Annotated in this window: 17 protein-coding genes and 3 pseudogenes; 2 read left to right on the plus strand and 18 right to left on the minus strand. The window is 35.0% G+C overall.

The annotated features are described in order from the left end of the window. Positions 1-110 precede the first annotated feature (110 nt). From J0J69_RS02385 to J0J69_RS02405, 5 genes are all read right to left on the minus strand, one after another. Entirely contained in the window at positions 111-1,103 is a 993-nt protein-coding gene (locus J0J69_RS02385; RefSeq protein WP_212725568.1) for an ABC transporter substrate-binding protein, read from the minus strand. A gap of 445 nt (positions 1,104-1,548) precedes the next feature. Further along, on the minus strand, positions 1,549-2,343 hold the full coding sequence (locus J0J69_RS02390) for an ABC transporter ATP-binding protein (protein ID WP_068759722.1): 795 nt from the start codon (positions 2,341-2,343) through the stop codon (positions 1,549-1,551). Next, positions 2,318-3,232: an ABC transporter permease gene (locus J0J69_RS02395; RefSeq protein ID WP_055276171.1), complete on the minus strand. Its 915-nt coding sequence runs from the start codon at positions 3,230-3,232 to the stop codon at positions 2,318-2,320. The genes J0J69_RS02390 and J0J69_RS02395 overlap by 26 nt, the downstream gene beginning before the upstream one ends. A gap of 1 nt (position 3,233) precedes the next feature. Continuing rightward, on the minus strand, positions 3,234-4,214 hold the full coding sequence (locus J0J69_RS02400) for an ABC transporter substrate-binding protein (RefSeq protein WP_212723322.1): 981 nt from the start codon (positions 4,212-4,214) through the stop codon (positions 3,234-3,236). Between the two features lie 316 nt (positions 4,215-4,530). Next, positions 4,531-4,956, minus strand: coding sequence for a HutP family protein (locus tag J0J69_RS02405; RefSeq protein WP_055276175.1), 426 nt, complete (start codon positions 4,954-4,956; stop codon positions 4,531-4,533). Positions 4,957-5,391: 435 nt separating this feature from the next. On the opposite strand from J0J69_RS02405, the pseudogene J0J69_RS02410 reads away from it, so the two are divergent. Next, positions 5,392-5,508, plus strand: a pseudogene (locus tag J0J69_RS02410) (IS1595 family transposase); the annotation flags it as partial. A gap of 31 nt (positions 5,509-5,539) precedes the next feature. Here J0J69_RS02410 and J0J69_RS02415 read toward each other — a convergent pair. After that, positions 5,540-6,717, minus strand: a pseudogene (locus tag J0J69_RS02415) (IS3 family transposase). A gap of 254 nt (positions 6,718-6,971) precedes the next feature. On the opposite strand from J0J69_RS02415, the gene J0J69_RS02420 reads away from it, so the two are divergent. Next, a complete protein-coding gene (locus J0J69_RS02420) occupies positions 6,972-7,559 on the plus strand; it encodes a DUF1349 domain-containing protein (RefSeq protein ID WP_212725569.1) in 588 nt (195 codons plus the stop codon). Between the two features lie 339 nt (positions 7,560-7,898). On the opposite strand, the gene J0J69_RS02425 is transcribed toward J0J69_RS02420, so the two are convergent. The 12 genes and pseudogenes from J0J69_RS02425 to speE form a co-directional block, all read right to left on the minus strand. Then, the gene (locus tag J0J69_RS02425; protein ID WP_055305124.1) at positions 7,899-9,407 is read right to left on the minus strand and encodes an FAD-dependent oxidoreductase; all 1,509 of its coding nucleotides are present in this window, start codon (positions 9,405-9,407) and stop codon (positions 7,899-7,901) included. Positions 9,408-10,305: 898 nt separating this feature from the next. Continuing rightward, positions 10,306-12,465, minus strand: coding sequence for a coiled-coil domain-containing protein (locus tag J0J69_RS02430; protein ID WP_202966249.1), 2,160 nt, complete (start codon positions 12,463-12,465; stop codon positions 10,306-10,308). Positions 12,466-12,491: 26 nt separating this feature from the next. Further along, the gene (locus tag J0J69_RS02435) at positions 12,492-14,555 is read right to left on the minus strand and encodes an efflux RND transporter permease subunit (protein WP_212725570.1); all 2,064 of its coding nucleotides are present in this window, start codon (positions 14,553-14,555) and stop codon (positions 12,492-12,494) included. Between the two features lie 445 nt (positions 14,556-15,000). Next, entirely contained in the window at positions 15,001-15,234 is a 234-nt protein-coding gene (locus tag J0J69_RS02440) for a hypothetical protein (protein WP_055305127.1), read from the minus strand. A gap of 133 nt (positions 15,235-15,367) precedes the next feature. Then, positions 15,368-16,879 (minus strand): annotated as a pseudogene (locus J0J69_RS02445) (sodium-dependent transporter). A 415-nt stretch (positions 16,880-17,294) separates the two neighbouring features. Continuing rightward, positions 17,295-17,750 (minus strand): peptide-methionine (R)-S-oxide reductase MsrB, encoded by a 456-nt coding sequence (gene msrB, locus J0J69_RS02450; RefSeq protein ID WP_055276184.1) that lies wholly within the window; start codon positions 17,748-17,750, stop codon positions 17,295-17,297. A 292-nt stretch (positions 17,751-18,042) separates the two neighbouring features. Beyond that, entirely contained in the window at positions 18,043-19,179 is a 1,137-nt protein-coding gene (locus tag J0J69_RS02455; protein ID WP_212724211.1) for a serine hydrolase domain-containing protein, read from the minus strand. Positions 19,180-19,359: 180 nt separating this feature from the next. After that, positions 19,360-19,866: a hypothetical protein gene (locus J0J69_RS02460; RefSeq protein WP_055276188.1), complete on the minus strand. Its 507-nt coding sequence runs from the start codon at positions 19,864-19,866 to the stop codon at positions 19,360-19,362. Between the two features lie 353 nt (positions 19,867-20,219). Further along, a complete protein-coding gene (locus tag J0J69_RS02465; protein ID WP_212723316.1) occupies positions 20,220-20,963 on the minus strand; it encodes a hypothetical protein in 744 nt (247 codons plus the stop codon). Positions 20,964-21,469: 506 nt separating this feature from the next. After that, a complete protein-coding gene (gene metK, locus J0J69_RS02470) occupies positions 21,470-22,630 on the minus strand; it encodes a methionine adenosyltransferase (RefSeq protein WP_212723315.1) in 1,161 nt (386 codons plus the stop codon). Positions 22,631-22,648: 18 nt separating this feature from the next. Then, a complete protein-coding gene (speB, locus tag J0J69_RS02475) occupies positions 22,649-23,521 on the minus strand; it encodes an agmatinase (protein ID WP_055276715.1) in 873 nt (290 codons plus the stop codon). After that, positions 23,502-24,368: a polyamine aminopropyltransferase gene (speE, locus tag J0J69_RS02480; protein ID WP_055276717.1), complete on the minus strand. Its 867-nt coding sequence runs from the start codon at positions 24,366-24,368 to the stop codon at positions 23,502-23,504. Before speE ends, speB begins: the two co-directional genes overlap by 20 nt. Between the last annotated feature and the right edge of the window lie 12 nt (positions 24,369-24,380).

A 24,380-nucleotide genomic window follows, 5' to 3' on the forward strand; every position in this document is an offset into this window, starting at 1 on the left:
CTTTTGACAAAAAAAAGAAAGAGGTGTCTAATTTTTAGACCTTTCTTTCTTTGATATACATTTTAGCAACAAATTAATCATTTTATGTTAGAGTAGGGGAATCCAGCCTGTTATTCTTCACTCGTTACAATTTCAGCTCGTTCTAAAATACTATCCGGAATGGTTAAACCAATCGCATCGACATGTTCTTGATTCACAACTAAAGACGTATTTTCTAACGTTTTAACTGGCATGGTACTTGGATCTTTTCCTTCTAATACTTCAGCAGCCATTAAACCTGTTTCATAACCTAACTGGAAGTAGTCAATACCTTCGGTTGCAACGCCACCTTTTTTAGCCATTCCTTCTTCACCTGTGACAACTGGAATTTTTTTCTCAAGACAGGCATTCCAAACGACTGGCATTGAGCTTGAAACTAAATTATCCGTTGGGGTATAAATCACATCAACTTTATCAACAACAGAAGCAATGGCATTTGGAATCTCATTGACAGATGTAATTCCAACTTTGATAATGTCAAGCCCTAGCTTAGCCGCAGCTTCTTCTGCTAATGCCACTTGAATTTCCGAATTCACTTCACTCGTTGTATATAAAATCCCAACTGTCTTTGCCTCAGGTAACAGTTCTTGAATCAGTTCCATTTGTTTAGCCACAGGTGTTAAATCACTCGTTCCTGTCACATTTGTTCCGCTCACATCCCATGCCTTTGTTAACCCTGATTCCACAGGATCAGTTACCGCTGTGATCACAATTGGAATATCTTTTGTCGCGTTATAAGCCGCTTGAGCCGCTGGTGTCGCAATGGCAAAAACTAAATCAACGTTACTATTCACTAACTGGCTGGCAATGGTTTGTGCCGTTGGATTTTGTCCTTGTGCATTTTTAAACTCAATGTGAATGTTGTCTCCGTCAACATATCCCTCATCTTCTAAAGCAGCAATAAATCCTTCATAAGAAGCGTCTAGGGCAGCATGTTCTGTATATTGTAAAACACCAATTGTTTTCATATCTGAATCCGTCTTTTGACTACAACCAGCTAGAAAGCTACAATAACAACAAATCATCCCAACCCCTAGACCTTTTAATACTTTACTAGCTTTCATATGATCATCCTCCTATCATTATCTATTTTGTTCAACTCATAATGAGTAAAACCATCCTCTTTATCTTCACATCACATTACCTTTTGGCTGAGAATAAAGGAGTTGTCTCTCAAACCTCTCTATTTACTAAAGACACCAACCTCATGGATTATTTTCTATTGATTAAGTTGGATTTCAATGAATTATGATTATTATATGAGCTTAAATAATAAAAGTCAAACGTTTATTTCTATTTTTTTCCAAAAAGGTATTTTTAAATACGTTTTAAAAAAGTAGCCTATCGTATTTAAAATCGTAGCTATCAACGACTAAAAATAAAGTCTTTAAATCGTAGAATAGGGGAGATACGACGATATCATGATATTAGATCAGTTTTATAAAAGAGATCGAATCGTCTCTTTTCCATTCATAAAAAAAGTGATGTCGCTACGTGACATCACTTTTTTTATGAGAATAATAATTCATCACTGAGCGATCCATTATGCACATTTTTTTCAAATTGATGTAATAATTTTTCAGGCGTTAGTTCTTGTTTTTCATGGCCACTAATATCAAGAACAATCTGTCCTTCATGTAGCATGATTAAACGAGATCCATATTTAATCGCATGCGTTAAATTATGCGTAATCATTAACGTCGTAATCTTTGATTCTTGGACCATTTGATTCGTTAAATCCATAATTTTAGCGGATGTTTTAGGATCGAGTGCTGCCGTATGCTCGTCAAGCAGTAATAAATCGGGCTTCACCAAAGTCGCCATAATTAAAGAGAGCGCTTGACGTTGCCCTCCTGATAATAGACCAACTGGAGTTTGCAATTGATTTTCAAGCCCAAGTTGGAGAGGAGCAACGATTGCTTTAAATGTTTCAATATCTTTTCTAGATTCTAAAAATGCTAAACCAAATCGTTTTCCCTTATTACGAGCCAAGGATAAGTTTTGTTGAATGGTTAAAGAAGGTGAAGTTCCGAGCGTTGGATCTTGAAAGACGCGTGAGATAAAGCGTGTCCGTTGATATTCCTTTAGTTGGGTAATCTCATGATTAAGTAAGGAAATAACCCCTGCATCGGGTGTTAACGTTCCGGAGATTAGATTTAATAAGGTTGACTTTCCGGCACCATTACTTCCAATCACCGTCACAAACTCTCCTTCTTCAATCGTTAAATCCAACCCCTGAAAAATTTTCTTTTCATTGACGGTATTCGGATAAAAAGTTTTACTTAATTGTTGAATGTTTAGCACGCGCAATCCCTCCTTTAATGTTAGATGGTTTCGAAGTTTTAGATAATAGGGTAGGAAAAGCTTTAATTTTATGATTATTTAACGCTAAAGCTAATGTAACAATTAACGCACTTAATAATTTTAAATCTGTTGCAGGGAATCCTAGCTGTAACGCAATAGCTGTACATCCTTGATATAAAATCGCTCCAATAATAGCCATCGTGGTTGGAAGAATCCAACGTGCTTTTTTAAAAATCGCTTCACCGAAAATAACGGCGGCTAAGCCAATGACAATCGTTCCTGTTCCCATCCCAACATCAGCAAATCCTTGATACTGAGCACTTAATGATCCTGCTAAAGCGACCAATCCATTCGAAACCATTAAACATACAATTTTAACCCATCCTAGATTCACCCCTAATGTCGTCACTAATTGGGGATTATCTCCTGTGGCCTTAATCATAAATCCAAACTTCGTTTTTAAAAATAAATCGACGATGATTTTAACACACACTACAATGATCACAATGGTTAATAAAATAGGAATCGCACCTGAAAAAATACGTTCTTCATTAAACAGTGGAATATTCGCTTTTCCCATAATACGTAGGTTAATGGAATAAAGACCACTCATCACTAAAATTCCTGATAACAAATTCGTAATTTTAAGCTTAACATGCAAAATTCCTGTCACAGCTCCAGCCAACATGCCACCTAAAAAAGAAATTAACACAGCGAGTAGGGGAGTGACATCTTGTGTCAGAAGGAAGGCTGTAATAGCCGCTCCTAGTGGGAAGGTTCCTTCAACCGATAAATCAGCAAAATCTAACACTTTATAAGTCAAATAAACACCTAGAGCCAAGATCCCAAAAATGAGTCCTTGCTCTAAGACTGTTAATAAAACTCCCATCTTATTCACCTCCTATAATTTCAGCACCTTTTAAAATCGAATCAGGAATGGATAATCCAATGGCTTCTGCATTTTTTTGATTCACGATTAACGTTGTATTTTGAAGGGTATTAATTGGCATCGTACTTGGATCTTTTCCTTCTAATACTTGAGCAGCCATTAAACCTGTCTCATATCCTAATTGATAGTAATCAATCCCTTCAGTTGCAATACCACCATCAATGACCATCGTATCCACTCCAGCAACAATGGGAACTTTTTTATCTAAACAAGCATTCCATAAAACTGGCATCGAACTTGCAATTAAGTTATCAGTTGGGGCATACATCGCATCAACTTTATCAATCACAGATGCAACTGCTTGAGGAATATCATTAACCGTTGTGACTCCCACGCGAATCACTTGTAACCCTAAGTTAGAGGCGGCTTCTTCTGCCATCTTGACTTGAACTTCCGAATTGACCTCACTCGTTGTATAAATCACACCAACTGTTTTCGCCTCTGGAACTAACTCGGTAATCAATTCCATTTGTTTAGCAACAGGCGTTAAATCACTCGTTCCTGTCACATTTGTTCCTGACTGGTTCCAGTCTTTTACGACTCCAGCTTCAACAGGATCAGTCACCGCAGTCATTAAGATAGGAATGTCTTTTGTTGCATTATAGGCAGATTGAACAGCTTGTGTTGCAATGGCGAACATCATATCCACATCGTCACTTACATACTGATTAGCAATAGTTTGAGCGGTTGTAAGATCCCCTTGAGCATTTTTTAAATCAATTTTAATATTTTCCCCTTCAATATATCCTTCCTCGGCTAATCCTGCGATGAAACCTTCGTAAGCTGCATCTAATGCACCATGCTCCATGTACTGTAAAACACCTATCGTTTTTACATCTGAGTCTTTATGACTACAAGCAAATAAAAAACTACTAAAAACCATCCCAACACCTACAAATTTTAACAGTTTGCTGGCTTTCATACGATCATCTCCTATATTCATTTTTTATCTTGTTAAACTCAGATGAGTCAAACATCACCTGCTTATATGGAAATAAAAAAAAACTCTCTTATAAAGAGAGTTGTAGGTAGACTTTAAAAACCCTATGTAAATAGAGGTTTAATTTACTTGAGCTACCATTCTACGAACCTACAAAATCCCCATATAATTTCTACCTCATAAATCACCGTTGATTTATGTTTTCCTACTATTGAGTAGTTTTAAATTATGATTATTATATGAGTTTTGGTAATAAATGTCAAAAGGAATATAGAGATTTTTTTATCTATTTATAAAATTACAGATTTGCAGGTACTGAACGATGGGCGAGACCGATGACGACATCATCTAAATGAAGTAACCCAATACTTAAGAAAATACAGACGGTTAAATTTTCACCACAGCGAGCAATGGCAACTTTACCTCCTGCATTTAACCCAGTTGCTTTCATTGAAACTTGCATAATGGCATCACGTGTTGCACCTGCAACAGCTCCATCTAAAATAAAAGATTCTTTTGTCACATTTGTTTTACGTGAGGCAATAATCGCACGCTCAATAATTTTAGGAATGGATTGAATTAAATTTCCCCCGATATCCACTGCAGTGGCATAAATACCTTGCGATCTTAATTCACGAACTAATTGATCTTCTTCACTTCTCGATGCGGTCATTGAAACTTTAACAGCCGCTTTAGCTACATCTAAACTACTAAATTCTTTCATCTTCAGACCTCCTTCAGCTACCATTTAAGGTTACACCTTTTTAGAAGAAAATACAAAATAAAAATCGAATTTTTTCTATAAATAATAAAAAAACACTGAATCAGTGTCTTTTAGATTAATAATACATCATTACAAATAGAGAGGTATGAGGAGGAGAAGAAAGGTGAGCTCTAGTTGAATGTCTAAGTTGTGCTCATTAGTAGTATGGATTATTTATGATTAGTTATACAATGTTATAGTCATTTTTTTATTTTTTAATAAAGAAAGGCTTTGTTTTAGAAAGGTGTTGATATTTCACACAGAATTTGCATAACTAACTCCTAAAATATCCATTATAATATTATTAGAACATACGTTTGATGGGTTTGATTTATACCAAAAGCAGTTATTTTAGCACTTTTAAAGCGAGTAGCATCAGTTGATTTACCAGAAAATTTAGTCGAAGTTGAAAAAGGAATCTCAAAGATTCAAAAGGTATATGTTCAATCACAAGCAAGTTACTCTGTCATATCAAATGAAAGTATTAAAAGACGCAAACCACAGTTTATATAATTTAACATCTATATGGATTGTCAACACTAAACTAAACAACTTTTTTAAGGGTGTTTTTACGATACTCAACTGGGGACAAATAACCTAGTGAAGAGTGGATCCTATGATTGTTATACCAGTTAACGTAGTCGGCAAATTCATAACCTAGTTGTTCTTGGGTTTCAAATATCTGATGGTTTACAAATTCTGTTTTGATTACTTTATAGGTCGCTTCTGCAACAGCGTTGTCATAGGGACATCCCTTCATACTTAAAGAGCGTTCAATTTCAAATACCTCTAAAATCTCATCAATGATTTTATTCTTAAATTCGTTACCTCGATCCGTGTGGAAAATCTTGATTTGACTTAGGTTAGTTTGGACTGTACTGAACGCCTTCTTAACTAATTCTGCATCCTTATTAGGCCCAGAGCTATAACCGATAATTTCACGATTAAACAGGTCTACAAGCACACAAAGATAGTGCCAGCGATTTTTTACACGAACGTACGTTAAATCACTGACAACAACGTTTAAATGTGGTTGTTCATCAAAGTTACGATCCACGATATTTTCAGTGTTATCTTCGTTACATTTAGCTGTATGCGGCTTAAATTGAGCAACGGTATAATTCGATACAAGGCCTTCTTGTTTCATGATACGACTAATACGACGACGTGAAACTTGTTGTCCCATCTTTTTTAACTCTTGCTTAATTTTTCGAGTCCCGTAATTATTTCGGCTTCGACGAAAAATCTCAATGATATCAGTAACCAGTTGAGTTTCATCTTTCTTCGGTTTAGACTCGTAATAATAAGTGCTACGAGGCACATTAAGGACTTTGCACATCGCTGAAACTGAATATTTGTGTGTATTGTTTTTAATCACATTTATCTTCGTCCTAAGATCAGCGCGGCTTGCTTTAAAATATCATTTTCCATTCCCTAGCAGTGGAGGATTTATGCTTCGCATGCTAGGTGACCCATTTCCAATTGTTTAACCTTTTTACGAAGTTGGATTAACTCTTGTTCTTCTTCTGAGCGGTTATCTTTCTCCTTAAAAGAACCTGTAGAAGTTGACTGTTTAATCCATTTATCGAGTAAAGACGATGAGATATCGTATTCACGAACAATATCACATTTACGTTTCCCATTTAAATAAAGCTGGACTAATTGGTTTTTAAATTCATCTGTATACGTACGGCGAAGTCTACGAGTTTTAGTTTGGGTCATGTTAAAGCTCCTTTAGATTGATATTATTTATAATTCTACATGACCTTAAAAAAACTGTCTAATTAATTGTAACCTATCCAATAAATTACATAAATTGTTAATAGGTATTTAAGTAAGTGTTTTTTTGCTATATTCCTATTTTATTACAATTAGTATATAATTAACCTAAACATTAAGTAACCAATGCTATGAAATCGAGGTTAGATTGTTGTTAAATAAGAGCTATGAATGATAACTTTTATAGGGGGAAAGATATGTTGTTGAAAGGTTATAATTCTACTTGGATTTACGAACCTAAAGAATATAATTTATCAGATGAAAAATTAATGATTAAGACGGAACCTAAAACAGATTTTTGGCAAAGAACCTACTACGGCTTTCAAAATGACAATGCGCCTGCATTACTGATTCATACAAGTGAAAAATATTTTTCTTTTAGTGTGAAAACACAATTTAACAGTAAACATCGATTTGACCAATGTGGGGTCATAATTTATCAAGATAGTGATAATTGGTTTAAAGCATCTATAGAATATGAAAATGAGAACTATCAACGATTAGGGAGTGTTGTGACTAATCATGGGTATTCAGATTGGGCAACAACAGATATCCCAGCTAAACAAAAAGAAATGTATTATAGGCTCAGCCGACGTGGTAGTGATTATTGTATTGAAAATTCATATGATGGAATTCATTATAAACAAATGAGGATTTTCCATTTATTTGAGGGGCAAGGCGAAATAAGAATTGGAGTATATGCTTGTAGTCCAGAAGATTCTTCATTTGAAGCCACTTTTACAGAAATCCAATTTACAGAATGTAAATGGGAAGAACATAAGTAATTAGAATAAATTAAAAAGAAAAAGGCTGAAATATAAGTTTCAGCTTTTTTCTTTTTAAATATCAACATTATTCTAAAACATAGCGTAAAGAAAAAACACCATTGCCGGTCAATGGTGTTTTAGGAATGTAGGTAAAGATAAGGAGTGTGAGCACAACAGGCTCAAATCTATTATACGTTCTATTTGAACTGCCTTCAACCAAATCCCCTCAATGAAACACAATAAAATGAAATAGGGGAGTCGTTAACATCCTTTTTTGACGATTTACCACTAGTTTCGACACTAAAAACATAATGTTTATAGCATCAGTTGTTGTTTATGAGTTATTTTGTAGATAAATTAAAAGAGGTTCGGATCAATTTTATTTTTCGTCGACTTCAATGAATAATGAGCAGGTCCCGAAATAATCTCACCTTTATATGAGAAACGTGAGGCATGACATGGACAATCCCATGTACATTCTGCACGATTGAAATTCAACTCACATCCTAAGTGAGGGCACGTAATGTCGACAACAAATAACTCCTCATTTTCATCTTTATAAACGCCATATTTTCCTTCATCTGTAGAAATAACTGTCGCTTCACCAGGATTAAGTGAGGTTACTCCTTCTACGTGTTGTAATTTTCCTTTCAACAATTCAAACGCCACTTGAGCATTATAAAAGATTAGATTTTTGATTTGTGCTTTTAAATTTTTACGTTGTGGACTAAATAAAGGTTCATATGGATTTTCTTTGTCTAAAATTAAGTCACGTAAAAGTAGGGCAGCTGCCGTACTATTCGTCATTCCCCATTTTCGAAAACCTGTTGCGACAAAGATATTATCATTCTCTTGCATCCGACCGACAAAAGGAAGCTTATCAACCGTCTCATAATCTTGTGTTGACCATTCATAAATCACATCATCGACATGAAAATTCTGATGAGCAAAACCTTTTAATGCCTCATACTTAGCCACTGTATCTTCTTGATTTCCTGTTCGATGATCTTCACCACCAATGAGTAATAAATCTTGATAGGTTCGAACGGAGTGCGTCGGCTGTTCGTAAGACAAATACATCCCTTCGGGTAAATTTTGTGCTCCCTCACAAGCAATTAAATAAGAACGAGAAGGTTCAATTTTAGCAAAGAGTAGGGCAAGATCGTCATAAAAAGGGAAGTGTGAGGTTTGAATCACTTTTTGGGCACGAATTTCCACATGAGAAGCTGTCTCAATCACATAAGCAGAATCTTGTTTTTTTATATCTGTGGCAGGCGTATTTTCATAAACTTCAATATTAGAAGCTTCTGCAATAGAGTTGAGTAAGCCAAGTGTATATTTTAAGGGATGAAACTGTGCCTGATCCTCTAAAATCAATGCTTTCTCAATCGCAAAAGGTAAATCTAATTCATCTACCAAATTTCCCTTTAACCCTAACGTTTGATAAGCTTTAAACTCTTTTTCAAGCACAGGAACATACGTAGGATCTTGCGTATAAATTGCTGCAAATTTTCGTTCAAATTCACAGTCAATCTTTAATTGCTGAATGGTTTGCTCAATGAAATAAAGGGCATCTGTTTGAGCATTCGCATAGCACTTAGCTTGATATTCACCGTAAGAATGGATAATTTCATCATAAACAATATCATGCTGGGCCGTCACTTTTGCTGTTGTATAAGCCGTCGTCCCATGTAAAACATGATCGGAATCAATTAAAACAACTTTTAAATCAGTATCTTTGAGTAAATAAGCTAACGTCACACCAGTAATTCCAGCTCCAACAATACACACATCAACATCTAGAGGATGAGTAAGTGTCGGATAATTGGGTGCCGAAACCGTATCTAACCATAAAGGAACACGCATATAAAAAAACCTCCTAAAATTAAGATAATCTTAGTTTTAAACACTAAAACTAAAATATGTACAAAAATCTATATACAAACAGAAATGTTTTCTACATTTAATACATCAACCGAAATATGAGATGGTTATGCCGTGCAAGGCAGACTATAGTCCAGCTAAAAGTTTTTACGATGTAAAAAACTTATCTGGACTTATATAGTCATTGTGCCTAAAATACCAATAATCCTCATTATGTAAACTTATAAGTTTACATAATATATATTATAGGAAGTTATATATGAATTCTTATCAACCATTGATATTACACTCTTTCTTACCTCATTATTTCCGTTATTTCTATATGTTTTTAAAAATAACGGAGTCAAAACAGATTCGATTTTTTAGTTATTTAACATTATAGAAAGAATTCGATCAAAGTCATATTTGAATTTAACAAAGTTAGACATGTCCGCTTTAATCCACTGGACACCCTTCATATCTGGTTTCTTATTACACACTGAAATTAAGAGAAAGTTATCACTTAATATTTTAGCAACTTTTGAATCAGTCTTATGGCTACGAATTTAATTTGATAATACTCAAACTCGATTCGCTCACGATTTTAGAATTACAACGTGCGCTCTCCTCTTCAATGACTATCTATCCCCACTTTTCAGCTAATCGTTCCATCCTGTTCTTCTCAATATCCGTACAACACTGGCACATCTAATCAACTCAATCTTCTCACGACAAGTCCAATCTAGCCTATTAAATACTTACTATTAATTTCAAATACTAAATTAGTGTCTTAATAAAAAAAGCAACTCAGTAGCGTATTGCCATCTAGTTGCTTTTTCTATAGTAAACCGAATTTAATTATTTAAACATTCTCAAGTATTCGTATAAAAGATATTTCAGCCTACTCAATGCCAAATAGTTTTAACAATTTACCCCAAAAATTAAGTTCTTCTACTGGTTGTGAGTAATTCTCCTCTACTTCCGATACCTCAATCGCCTGACTCTGAATGACAAACTGTACCGCATTTACGTTCGTATTTTTTTCTGATACAAATGAAACAATATCTCTGTCTCCTCCAGTGATACTTTCTAACAATTCATCTATTTTATCACTGATTTCTGTATCCATGCCTGACGTTTCTTCACGCATTGTTGTGGTTCCATCCTTTAATTCACCGGTTCCATCGTAAAGATCAACGATTCCAGTCAACAATTTAGCAACTCCCTCATCTAATGTGCCAGTTCCATCTGTTAATGTCCCTGTCCCATTATAAACTTCAACAATTCCTGAAAGTAAATCACTGGTTCCGCTATAAAGTGTTTCTGTTCCATTTTTTAGCGTCCCGCTACCTGTTACTAGCTTAGTCGCCCCATCAGATACCTGTGAATAACCGGCAAGGATTTCTGACACCCCTTCTGTATAAGCATTAATTCCCGAATCAAGTTTTTCATACTCAGTCACTAAAGTATTAATTGCCGTCGATAACTCAGTGAGCTTATAAGCTAGACCGCCAAGCATATTAACAAGTTCATCTATTTTTGCATCAAAGATTGTATAATTCGTTTGTAATGCTGTTACCGCCTCTAACAATGCTGAGAGATTTTCATGAATAGTAGAGAGATAGCTTTCTGTCCCACTAATGCTAGCATTATTAGCTCCAAATAGTGAAATGATATTATCGAGTTGCGCTACTTGGGATTGAAGCTGTGTTGTATCTACTCCAGCTGCTTGCAGTGTTGCAATCTGCTCACTTAAAGAGACAATAGTGGCTTGTAACGCATTAATCGCTGAATCATTACTCTGTTTTAACGCCTCAATATCCAGACCATTTTGTAACATGACAGATTTATAAGACTCATAGCTTACGTTTTGATATAAAAAAGACACATTAGACACCAAAGACTCTATACCTGATTTAAGTTCACTAGAGGCTTGGATTAATGCTTTAAAATCATCTGTTGTTACTGATACACTGTTAAGAGCGCCTTGAATCTGTGACAATGCTGATTTGATTTTAGAAGAACCCTCCGTTAAAGTAGATGATTGACCGTTCAAAGACTGAAGTGCCGTTTGAATTTGGACAATCCCATCATTCAACGACTGAAGTCCCTCATTTAATGCTTCTGCTCCAATTTGTAAATTTGCCACGCCACTCTGTAATGAACTCCCACCATCTTTTAAACTTTTAGTCCCCGCATACAAATTTTGAACACCATTTTGTAAATCGTTAACCCCCGCTTGTAAATCATTCTTAACACCCTCTTGCAAATCAGCTACACCACTTTTTAGTTCGTTAGCTCCATCATCCAACTGTTCAATCGCATCTAATAATTCAGTGACTCGCTCTATTAGCTTTTCATCATCCACTTCAATATTCAGATTAAGTGGAATCCCGTTAATCGAAATGCCCCCCATTTCAAAATCAGTGACATCAGCCGTAATCGTAATGTCTGCTTCCTGACCAGGAAGCAAAATATAAGTCAATTGCTTATCACTACCCACATTCGCAATAGTTGCCTCATTTGCCACAATATTTGCACAATTTTTTGTATCCAATGTTAAAGAGGCTTGAAGGGCATAAGTATCAAAAAAATCGGACTGCCCTAGTTCATTTTTACTTACAGATATCTTAATTTTCAAACTTCCACTCTGACCGGCAATTTCATCAGCGGTATATTCTTTATCATCCATATAATACTGAATACTAATATCCCAAGGAATCACACGACTATCAAGTTTCCCTTCGTAATAAAGCTTTCCTGCCTGTGCATCAATTATTATTGTATCATCAAGATTTTTAATTTCATCTGTTGTTGTCATATTTCGAATGGACTTATATTTTCCGTAATCAACTATTTCACTATTTTCATTCAACTCAAAAATATTGACAACATTAATTTCCTCCACTGAACCATCGTTATTCAGATTAATATATACGACTTCTTCTTTGGGTGTATTTTCAGATACGGCATGTGCCATCACTGGTAGCATTGAAATAGACATCAATACAGCCAATGTAGTGGCAATCACTTTACTTTCATTCCCTTTGACACTTTTCATTTTCAGATGACCTCCTGTTAACATTCTTAATCAGCTCCCATTTGTATCTGCTTGATTTTCCTTTTCCGAATAATTAATGGGTCAAATAGATATAAAAGTCCCGGTAGCACAAACAATACAATGATTAATGATAAGATAGCACCGCGTCCAATAAAAATACCAAGCTGTCCTAACAGCTGATTTGTCGTAATATATCCAAGTAATAAGCCAACTACCGTTAAGACACTTCCTGATGTCAAGATAGAAACAGTCACATCAGAAATTGTTTGAATAACCGCTGCTTTTTTGTTCATCATTTCACGATTTTCCTTATATCGATCGGTCATTAAAATAGCATAATCCACAGTTGCCCCAAGCTGAATAGAACTGATAATCAAATAAGCAATATAAAAAATAGGCGTATCCATAAAGTATGGGATAGATAGATTTATCCATATGGCTGTTTCAATACTAAGTACTAAAACAATTGGCAAAGAAATTGATCGTAGTGATAATAAGAGAACAATAAATACGGCTGCAATTGCCATCAAATTAACCTTAACCATATCATTGGTTACAGTCTCCATCAAATCATACGTGCTGACACCCTCACCAGCTAAATAATACGTATCAGAATAATATTTTTGTGCGATGTCGCGAACTTGTTCAACTAAAGAAAAGGCATCTTCTCCCTCATAAGGAACATCAACTGATAACACCATTCGACTATAATTTTTTGATATCAACTGTGAGAGTGTATTTTCGTCTAGATATTCCAGTGGAATCTCTGCCCCAGCCAGATCCACATAAGAAATAATACTTGTGACTTGTGGTAGGCTATTTAATTCCTGAGAAAGTTCTGTTTCAGTTGCTGTATCCCCTACTGGCACCATCAGCACATAGGTATCACTTTTGCCAAACACTGATTCGATTACAGCTGTATCTGATCCTAGTTGGGTTTCACTACCAAAAATATTAGATGAACCATAATAATAATCATTAGCATTAGAAGCTAAATAAGCAGGTATAATGAGAATAACAAAAATACAAACCATAGGAATTGTAACTTTTTTCACAATCTTTCCAAATAAATCGAACTTAGGTAATAATTCTTTATGTCTTGTTTTATCTAACCATTTATAGGTCAATAAAATAAATGACGGCATGAAAACAAATACCGTAATCAAACTAATTGCCACACCCTTTGCCAAAGCAAGGCCAAGATCAGGTCCTAGTCTAAATTGCATCAGTACTAGTGCCAAAAAACCAATAACTGTTGTCAATCCACTAGAAAGGATCGAGGATGTTGACTTACAAAGTGCCTCCGTCATCGCAGCTTTAACGTCTGGATTTTCTTGACGGCATTCTTCAAAACGATGAAGCAAAAATACCGAATAGTCTAACGAGACTGCAAGTTGTAAAATACTTCCTGCTGCATTCGTAACAAACGATATCTCACCAAAAATCAAATTCGTTCCATTATTAATGACGATAGCAAGACCAAGGCCGATCAGAACAATCAGTGGCTCCATCCATGAATTTGTCGTCATCACTAGGACAACTAAAACGAACAAAACTGTAAAAATTGAAATTTTATTGATTTCTAAAACAGTCTCAGTCGTTGAAATAGCGGTTGAAACAGCACTTCCTGTCATCGCATTATCTTCACCTATGAGCTCACGAATACTAGATACCGCTTCAATACGACGATCTTCCTCAATGGTCACTGTAAACAATGCATTATTATCCTTATAATAAGTTTCGAGAGTATCAGTATCTAGTGTTGAAAGAGGAACAAAAATACTGACCACATCATCTAGCCAAGTAACAGCTGTGACTCCATCAACAGCTTCCAACTTCTCTTTATATTCCAAAGCCTCTGGAATTGTAACATCAGAAATCATGATACGCGCATTAGGAATCCCCCCATCGAACTCTTCTTGCATCAACTCAAGGGATACTGTAGAGGGACTACTCTCTGGCAGATAGTCATTAATATCATAATTGACCTTAACTAGATTCCCAAGTAATAAACACACCACAAAAACCATCGTAAAAATCATAACCATCGTTTTCCGATGATTTACGAGACTCATATAGAATTTTTTCATGCCTCCTCCTCCTAATCCCTTCCTAATATTACCTATTAATGCTACGCAAAAATACCCTCAAAATATTACTTTTTGTGCGAATTAAAATCAATTTTCTGATATTTTTTTAATAATTACCTGTATTTTAGTGATAAAAAAGAACAGTAAAAAATACTGTTTGCTAAAAAAACTAATTATTGATGAGATGCTATCTGATCACATTTATTCTATAAGATTATAATGCCCACTCTCCATACAACCAATCTTGCGACTCATTGGATTTAGTAATCGCCTTCTACTTCTAATTACTCCTACTTAAGTAAGATTTTCATATCGTCAAGCTAGAAGTTTATATAAACTTGCTATATCTTTTATCATTTACTGCCTAATGTTTAGGGTTTTATAAAACCTCCTCATACTTATATTAAAAAAACAATTATAAAAAATACTTGGGGAATTTTTAATCTTATTTAATTAAACTAACTGGGTGTTCATCAACGATTTTTTGAATAATTTCTTTAACTTCTTGCTCAGAGATTTCTAAGTGCGCAAGTCCCCCACATTCACAGGCCACACTACTTTGGATACTTTTAAAAATCTGATGATAGATTTGTTTTGGCTTTTTAAAGGTTTCTCCATCCTCTATCATGTACTGATACAGCATTTCTGCCTCTTTTTGAATATAAGCTTGATCGTCCATCAAAACCCTCCTATCTAAATGGCTCTATCATAACCAATTTTACCTTGTTGCGTCAATCCTCTGACTTTTTTAGATGAATGCGACGTCACATAAAAAAGACCAGTCTATTTAATTAAGACTGATCTTCCCTTTATTAAACTGTCACTTTTTTATTTTCGACAGACTTTGATTGATCTTTTGTAGGAATGAAACTCATGATGATACCGAAAACAACGGTTAAAGCGACCACTGCCCATCCTCCTGTGATCAAATGTGCTACGGGATAACCATCGTATGGATTTTTAAGATTAGTAATGAGATACGTTACACTAATAAATAAGAAAATAACTGGACAGATGTATTTAATCGCAACATCCCACCAAACTCCATACTTAAAGGTTGTATTAGAGTTGAGATACTCACGAAGCTTTTTAGCCCCAAAAATCCAACCTAATGCGATACATTCCACTAATCCAATGGCAATTAAATTAAAATCATTCACAAAATGATCAACAATATCTAACCAATATAGTCCAGCACGAGTCGCAAAAATTAAACTTGAACAAAATCCGATTACGCAAAACCAGAAGGTTGTACGTTCCTTATTCCATCCAAATTTATCAACAAATGCTGTAATAATCGCTTCAATGATAGAAAATGCCGAGTCAATCGCTAATGTAAATAACATGATAAAGAAAATTAATGAGAATAAAATGACTCCAAATCTTCCACCAGGCATTTGTCCTAACGCTTCAGGATAAGTGACAAAGGCGAGCATAATTCCAGTATGCTTCATCTCGACAATCGGTGTTCCACTAATTTGAGCTAGATATCCAAGTGTTCCAAAGGCAGCAAACCCTGATAAAAAGCTAATTCCAGCATCAGCTAAACCGATAATCATTGCATCCTTAGTCACTTCTGCATCTTTCCCCAAATAACTTCCATAGGCCACCATAATGGAGAATAAAATACTCAAACTAAAGAAAATCTGACCATAAGCTGCGGCCCAAACATTAATATCCAATAATTTAGACCAATCAGGAACTAAATAATAACTTAATCCTTCTAAAGCACCAGGTAAAGTCACCGCGCGGAGGATTAAAAACATCAGTAAAATAATTGATAAAATAACAGTATATTTTACAACCTTCCCTACAGATGCTACGCCATGACGAATACAATACCAAATGCTTAGCCACGCAAAGACTAGCCCAAGTAAAACAACAGGACTAAATCCTCCTAAATCAAACATCCCACTTGAGACTTATAACACCCCTTGTGTAAACACTTCAGCTGCAGCTTTATCCATCCACGGTACTTTAAAAGATAACGCAACATAATCAATCACCCAAGCTACGACAACAGAGTAGTAAGCCGCGATACAAAATGCGGTTCCTACTCCCCACCATCCAAACCATTCAAATTTCTTATTTAGTTGAGCGAACGCCCCTGGTGCACCTGATTGAAACTTTTTACCAATTGATAACTCTAAAGCTAGTAATGGGATTCCAGCTGTAAATAAGGCAATAAAGTATGGAACTAAAAATGCCCCTCCCCCGTTTTGATATGCGATTCCCGGAAATCGCCAAGCATTCCCTAACCCTACGGCTGACCCAACCGCAGCCATGACAAAAGTACTTCTTGAACTCCACTGTTGACGTGCCATATAGGATTCCCCCTTATGATTTATTTAATTAGATCCTTACTAGATTTCCCCCTCTAGCAAGAATTTAATTACATAATTTGGTAAATAATAGCTATTTTAGCATACCGTATTAGAAAATCAAGAGATAAAATAGACGTTTTTTTAACATTATTCTATCCTTATTCCTCATAAAAAAAGAAAGCCTTAACATTTAAATTTAGACTCTCTTTTATTAAAACTATTGATTAGAATAAAATTAAAATCGTATTTTGATTAATCTTTCTTCACTCCGTTCAACGCTTTGGAATGATTGATTAGATCGTATTAAAGCGGTATCAAGCTACCTAGAAAACAATGGATCTCCTATTCGTGATGAAACCTCATTTTCTACTTCTCGTATTGCTTGTCTGACAATCTTTATTACGTTTCAATAAAGTCATTCATTTAAACGTAATAACGGTAAATACTCCCCATAACCCGCTGCTTGCATCTCTTCCTTTGGAATAAATCGTAAAGCCGCCGAATTGATGCAATAACGTAATCCTCCTTGTTCAATCGGTCCATCATTAAACACATGGCCTAAATGAGAATCTGCTTGTGCACTTCTAACCTCAATACGATGCATGTTATGTGACCAATCTGCCTTTTCCTTAATCATTTGGCGTGAAATAGGTTTTGAAAAAGCAGGCCACCCACAACCCGAATTAAATTTATCACACGATAAAAACAAGGGTTCCCCACTGACAACATCGACATAAATCCCTTCTTCAAAATGCTGATCATATTCGTTATAAAACGGTTGTTCGGTTGCATTATTTTGTGTCACCTCATATTGTAAAGGTGTCAAATTCATTCTTAATTCTTCTGGTGATGGTTTCATATATTTCGTCATGATTTCATTTCCTTTTTGATTTCTTGTTAAATGGTGTAAGATTTTTGCGATTTCCTCGGTCTATGATTCATTATTTCCGTCCTTATTTCTCTTTATACCACTGATGAGAGGCTTGTTTCCAAATTTCATTTAATTTTCCCCTTTCTTATGAATCTTTACCTACTATCATAGCATCGTCTCTTAATCAACTATTTAATTTAATTCATTTCCTTTAACTGACCTAGCCACTATACTAGATAACGTTAAAGAGCTAAATAAAAAGGAACTCTTCAATTAAGAAGAGTTCCCTTTACTATTGCACTTCCGCTAAAACTAAACGAGCCAGATTATAAGCCATGAACATGTCATTTTCATCATGATTTGTTAATAAAATGACCGTAACTTTATCTTCTTGATGACGGAGTAACATCGAATGCCAACCAATTAAATTTCCAGGGTGAGAAACTGTGTCCTCTACCCCCGTATTGACATACCAACCATAACCATATGATTTAGTTCCAACTTTCGAAGACTCTTGAGTCATTAAATCGTAACTTTCCTGTGAAATTAACAGATTAGAATGTAACGCACGATCGTATTTATATAAATCCATGGCTGTCGAATGAAGTCCACCAGAGGAATAACCAAAGGATGGATGTAAGACTTTAGCTTCATCGCCCTCGGAGATATTCCCATTATAAGCTGTTGCCATATTTTCTAATACTAATCCTTCCATATTCAAACCAGATTGAGTCATTCCGGCAGGAATCAAAACATGTTCTTCAATATAGTCTGCATAAGTTTGACCACTAACCTGTTCAATAATGGCTCCTAAGACATCATAGCCTAAATTTGAATAAATTGAATACGTTCCTGGCTCCTCATAATATAAATTCGAAGACTTAAACGCAGGTGCAATAATTTCGTCAACAGTTGTTACCTGACTGTAATTTGTTAGATCATCACCTGAGTATAAGCCTGATGTATGCGTTAACAATTGATGAATCGTTATTAACTCTGCATTTGGCATATCTGGAAAATACTTATCAATCGTCTGATCTAATGTTAATTTTCCCGCTTCAACTAATTGTAAAATGCTAACAGCGACAAATGACTTTGAAACAGAAGCAATTTGAAATTGATGATCGACTGTCATTTCTTCCTGCTCATTCACTTGAGCTAATCCATACGCTTTTAACAGAATAATTTGATCACCTGAAGCGACTAATGTTACACCATTAAATGATTGATCAAGTAAATAGGCATCTAACGATTCAGCCAATGGCTGATAATTAGATGAAATTATTTCACTCACTACTTCTAATGATTCTAACTCTACTGTTTCTATCTCCGGTTTTGGAACAACATTTAATGCCTTGAGTTGGGGAGAACATCCACCTATCACCATGAGGATACTTACTAAAGCTATTAATTGTAGTTGATTCTTCATAAATCCTCCCAATATCACCAATTAATGATTTGATGATTTAAAATCATCCCCTCATCACTATACCATAAGTTACCTTAAAAAACTCTTAAGTTCGACAAACTTCTAGATAAAATCCATATTTTACTTCTATTTAATAAAAAAGTTATATTTTACAATAAATCCCTGAAGGTTTTAATAGATCTAATTAGCGATTGAATACCCTAATAGCTGATTAAATCGTGAGACAATTTCTTGGTTCGGATGAATGGTTAAATATTTTTCAAATAAAAGACGATAGCAAGAATCATTTGAATCATTTAATGGAATTTCTACTTTAATATAGTGTGGACTAACAAGAAATGACGCATCATTTCCATAGTCTTTTTCAATTCCTAAAGCATATACTCCCCAATCAGAACAAGTATAGCATTGATTGTGTTTTGCTTCCTCACAAAACGGAGTAGATTCCCCTGTCGAATCTAATTGCGCTTTAACATTCTCCATTGGATTTAAAAACTCGAGTCTCACTTTATAAAGAGGATAAACGGTACGGATCACTTGCACCTGAATCTCATTATGAGAGACTTCTTTAACTTCTATACATACATGTTCACTTTCAAAATAAGGAGAATTATGTCTTAAATATTCAATTCCATGTTCCCCCTCCACTGAGACTGATTTTAAATAGTTAAATAACTTATAAATCATACTTATCACCTCGTCCTAGGATTCCATTTCGGAAGAATTTCCTCTTTCTTAATAAGTGTATGACATAATTTTAGACGCTATGACAAAAAAAGCTATCAATTGAAATATTCAACAGTTTCAGTTTTATGGATTTTAATCACTAAATTTCTGTTAAAATGGTCAATTAAATGATTTTATACCTAAAAAGGTACTTATCGAGTAGGGTTTAATCCGCTTGAATAAGTACCTTTTTATTAGAAGGTTATGTTTTAAATCTTAATATTTTAAGAGCATTCAATATTACTTATTAATAATGATTATAGTTTCCTAACTTTCTAAAATAAGGCCTAATAAAAGTAAAAAAGCCCACAACCTTAGTTATGGGCGAGGAAATTATCGGTTTCTGATAGAAAGATAATCTCTCCAAAATCAACATATAAACTTTCTTCTCCTGTTTTTACGTTTCGCACATAGGTTTGAAAGTGGTAATCAGAATTAAGTAATCCCTCTAATAGAGCACCAAAAGGTGTGAGGTGTTTACTGTAAGAAAAGAAAACAAAGGTTTCATCTTGAGAAAGAGCACGAGGAACGTAACCTGGTGAAAACTTTGCATCATAGGCTCCGTAGAAATTTTTGATTAACATGGTTTCATCCGTAACGGCATCCTTTAAGTATAAATCACCACCTTCTTCGTAAAATCTATCCTCAGCCATTATGGAATGAACACGCCAATCTGCTTCTAAATCGAGGGTGGAAATTCCAAGAGAAGTTGCTGTTCCATCCTCATTTAATTTAAAAAGTCCCCAATCTTCTAATGCGTCATCATAGGCTTCAAAAATAAGACGGTTATTTGCTTTATCATAGGTAATACCCGAAATGTTTCCATTATCAATGGAATCTTGATGTTCGTAAAGTAATTGTTCATTCTCTAAATTAGCTTGAGCGGTATAAATTTTCAAAATGGAATCTGTATCACGTCGAGTATATATAATTTGACCTGTTAACTCATTTAAAACATCTTGATTGTATTGTCCCCCGACACATCCCCATGCAAATAATGAGAGTAAGCCAGTTATCACAATGGCCAGACTGAACAGAATTATTTTCAATAGTTTCATTTTTTTACCTCTCCTTATCAGTCAATTTTTACTTATCATGAACTATATTAATCTTGTCCTCTTGATTATATCACAAAAACAGGAAAAACTTTACATTTTAGAACAATAGAGTAAAATAATAATTGTAAAAATAAATGACAAAAAGTAGGTAAAATGACAACCCTTTATATAAGGCTAATTTTTCTAATACATAAGGGAGTTATCGCCTAAAATTATCGTTTTATCATTTGAAATTACAATCGTTTTTGTAGATATTTTTACAGTCATAAAAAAGTCGGTAATAAATTTATTACCGTAAAATTTAGTGATGTAAAAACTAATGTAAAAATCGTCATATTTTTAATAAATAATACTTAAAAACGTTGATAATACAACAAAAGCAGTCATTGTAAAAGTGACTGCTTTTTTCTTTGTAAAAATTAAGGTAATTTACTTTTTTCAACCCCAAAACTGAAACTGTTTTTGAAATATTTATAGCTTTTTTTCTTTCTATATTATATAGAGATTTATACTGCTAATTCGATCACTTGTTCCCAAGGTAAGTTGGCTTGTCCAAAGTGACCATATGCGGCTGTTTGTTTAAAGATGGGTTGACGTAATTGTAACATTTCAATAATTCCTTGTGGATGTAACTTGAAATTACGTTTAATGATGTTAACTAATTGCTCATTTGAAACGTTTGCAGTTCCGAAATCTTCAACTAAAATCGATGTTGGTTCAGCAACCCCAATGGCATAAGATAATTGAATCTCACATTTTTCAGCTAAACCATTCGCAACGATATTTTTAGCAATGAAACGTGCCATGTAAGCTGCTGAACGGTCTACTTTTGTTGAGTCTTTTCCAGAGAAAGCTCCTCCACCGTGACGGGCATATCCACCATATGTATCAACAATGATTTTACGTCCTGTTAATCCAGCATCTCCATCTGGTCCACCAATCACAAAGCGTCCGGTTGGGTTAATGAAAATACGAGTTGCTTCATCCATTAAAGCAGGATCAATGATTGTTTCAATGACATGCGCTTTTAAATCAGCAACGATTTGTGCATGTGACACTTCTTCATCATGTTGAGTTGAAATAACGATCGTATCAACGCGTACTGGTTCATTTACTTCATTGTATTCAACCGTTACTTGTGTTTTTCCATCTGGACGTAAGTAGTCTAATGTTCCATTTTTACGAACTTCACTTAATTTTTTAGCTAATTTATGAGCTAATGAAATGGGTAACGGCATTAACTCTTCAGTCTCACGACAAGCATAACCAAACATTAATCCTTGATCGCCCGCTCCGATCACTGCCTCTTCTTCATCTTGCTCGCGCGCTTCTAATGAAGCATCAACCCCTTGTGCAATATCAGGTGATTGTGCATTTAACTCTACCATCACGCGGCAGTTATCTGCATCTAATCCAATTTCTTTTGCTGTATATCCGATTTCACGAATCGTTTGACGAACAATCGCTTCAAAATCAACTGTCGCTGTCGTTGTAATCTCTCCTGTCACTAAAACTAAATCCTTTGAAGCAACTGTTTCACATGCGACACGCGCCATTGAATCTTGTGCTAAAACTGCATCTAAAACTGCATCTGAAATTTGGTCACAAACTTTATCTGGATGCCCTTCTGTTACTGATTCTGATGTGAATAATTTACGTTGTTTCATAAATATCTCCCTACCTATCTATTTACTTGCTACTAATAATGCTAATTCTCTTAATACTTTACATGCCACAATCGTTGATACGTTAGCTGTATCATAATGTGGACTTAATTCAACCATATCGGCTCCAACTAATTCGATGTCAGCTGCTTTAATTGCTTTAAACACCGTCTCTAGTTCACGATATGTAATTCCACCTGGTTCTGGCGTTCCAGTTCCAGGGAAAATAGATGGATCTAAAATATCTAAATCAATCGTGATATATACTTTTTTCCCTGATAACTGTGCCACAATATCTTTCACGCTATGAACAGTGAATGGCTCCATATAAGTATGGTGATCTTTTAAAGCAAAATCGAACTCTTGCTTCATTCCTGAACGAATACCAAACTGATAAATGCGACCATCACCAAGAATATCCCAACAACGACGAATAACTGTTGCATGCGATAATTTTTCATTGTTATACGTTTCACGTAAGTCTGTATGCGCATCAAAATGTAGAATATGAATATTAGGATGCTTTTTCACTAATGCTTCAATAACTGGAAGTGTTACCAAATGCTCTCCACCAATCATTAATGGCTTTTTATGATCATTAATAATTCCCGCTGCAACTTCTTCTATCTCAGATAAGATTTTCGGTGTATTTCCGTTCGATAAAGCGACATCTCCCGCATCACAAATCGAATAATCTTCTAAATCTAAATCAAGCAATGGACTGTACGTTTCGATCCCATCTGATTCACAACGCATCTGTTGCGCGGCAAATCGCGTTCCTGGACGATAAGAGGTTGTTCCATCAAATGGAGCACCGAAGACAACCACATCTGCGTCTTCATAAGAGGCTTCCATAGCTAAAAACTGAGCTGCATTACTTAGACGATTTTGCATCTTCAAGCATCTCCTTTACAAATGTCGGTAACATGAATGATCCTACATGGATATCTGTGTTATAGTACTTTGTTTTTAAACCTAATGCGTTCCATTCATCAACTTTCGCATCTTTAATCGGATCAAATGTTTTAGAAGCAAATCCAAATAACCAATGTCCTGATGGGTATGTTGGAATATGTGCCTGATAAACCTTTGCAATTGGGAAAATACGATTAATTTTTTCATGAGCACGTTTCATTTCGCGTGCATTATGAGCAAAGTAGGGGCTCTCATTTTGATTCACTAAAATTCCATCTTTTGATAAAATGCGATAACAATTTTGATAGAATTCTGTTGAGAACAATCCCTCTCCTGGACCAATTGGATCCGTTGAATCAACAATAATTAAATCATACGTTTCATCTTTGGCATTAGCTACCCAAGCTACCCCATCTTCAAAATATAAATGAATTCGTGAATCTTCTTCTAATTTAGAAGCTGTAATCGGTAAGAACTCTTGTGACGCACGAACCACTAACTCATCAATTTCCACCATATCAATTTTTTCAATTGAGGAATAACGTGATAATTCACGAGCTGTTCCACCGTCTCCACCACCGATAATTAAAACATTTTTAATGTTAGGATTTACACACATTGGTGTATGAACGATACAATCATGGTAAACAAATTCATCTTTTTCATTAACCATCATTAAACCATCTAAGGTTAAAAACTTTCCTAATTCTTGGCTTTCAAAGATATCTACTTGTTGAAAATCTGACTTTTTTGAATAAAGTTGCTGATCGACTTTAATTGAAAAACGTACGTTTTCTGTCCACTCTTCTGTATACCAAAACTCCATGTTTATCTCTCC

Origin of the sequence: Turicibacter bilis (assembly GCF_024499055.1) — a bacterium.
Taxonomy (GTDB): Bacteria; Bacillota_I; Bacilli_A; order MOL361; family Turicibacteraceae; genus Turicibacter; species Turicibacter bilis.

Coding starts and splice junctions, on each gene's coding strand:
- J0J69_RS02395 (WP_055276171.1), bottom strand. CDS start 3,232: ATGGGAGTTTTATTAACAGTCTTAGAGCAAGGACTCATTTTTGGGATC.
- J0J69_RS02385 (WP_212725568.1), bottom strand. CDS start 1,103: ATGAAAGCTAGTAAAGTATTAAAAGGTCTAGGGGTTGGGATGATTTGT.
- J0J69_RS02420 (WP_212725569.1), top strand. CDS start 6,972: ATGTTGTTGAAAGGTTATAATTCTACTTGGATTTACGAACCTAAAGAA.
- J0J69_RS02460 (WP_055276188.1), bottom strand. CDS start 19,866: ATGATTTATAAGTTATTTAACTATTTAAAATCAGTCTCAGTGGAGGGG.
- msrB (WP_055276184.1), bottom strand. CDS start 17,750: ATGACGAAATATATGAAACCATCACCAGAAGAATTAAGAATGAATTTG.
- J0J69_RS02430 (WP_202966249.1), bottom strand. CDS start 12,465: ATGAAAAGTGTCAAAGGGAATGAAAGTAAAGTGATTGCCACTACATTG.
- speB (WP_055276715.1), bottom strand. CDS start 23,521: ATGCAAAATCGTCTAAGTAATGCAGCTCAGTTTTTAGCTATGGAAGCC.
- J0J69_RS02405 (WP_055276175.1), bottom strand. CDS start 4,956: ATGAAAGAATTTAGTAGTTTAGATGTAGCTAAAGCGGCTGTTAAAGTT.
- J0J69_RS02465 (WP_212723316.1), bottom strand. CDS start 20,963: ATGAAACTATTGAAAATAATTCTGTTCAGTCTGGCCATTGTGATAACT.
- J0J69_RS02400 (WP_212723322.1), bottom strand. CDS start 4,214: ATGAAAGCCAGCAAACTGTTAAAATTTGTAGGTGTTGGGATGGTTTTT.
- metK (WP_212723315.1), bottom strand. CDS start 22,630: ATGAAACAACGTAAATTATTCACATCAGAATCAGTAACAGAAGGGCAT.
- J0J69_RS02435 (WP_212725570.1), bottom strand. CDS start 14,555: ATGAAAAAATTCTATATGAGTCTCGTAAATCATCGGAAAACGATGGTT.
- J0J69_RS02455 (WP_212724211.1), bottom strand. CDS start 19,179: ATGAAGAATCAACTACAATTAATAGCTTTAGTAAGTATCCTCATGGTG.
- J0J69_RS02440 (WP_055305127.1), bottom strand. CDS start 15,234: ATGGACGATCAAGCTTATATTCAAAAAGAGGCAGAAATGCTGTATCAG.
- J0J69_RS02425 (WP_055305124.1), bottom strand. CDS start 9,407: ATGCGTGTTCCTTTATGGTTAGATACGGTTTCGGCACCCAATTATCCG.
- speE (WP_055276717.1), bottom strand. CDS start 24,368: ATGGAGTTTTGGTATACAGAAGAGTGGACAGAAAACGTACGTTTTTCA.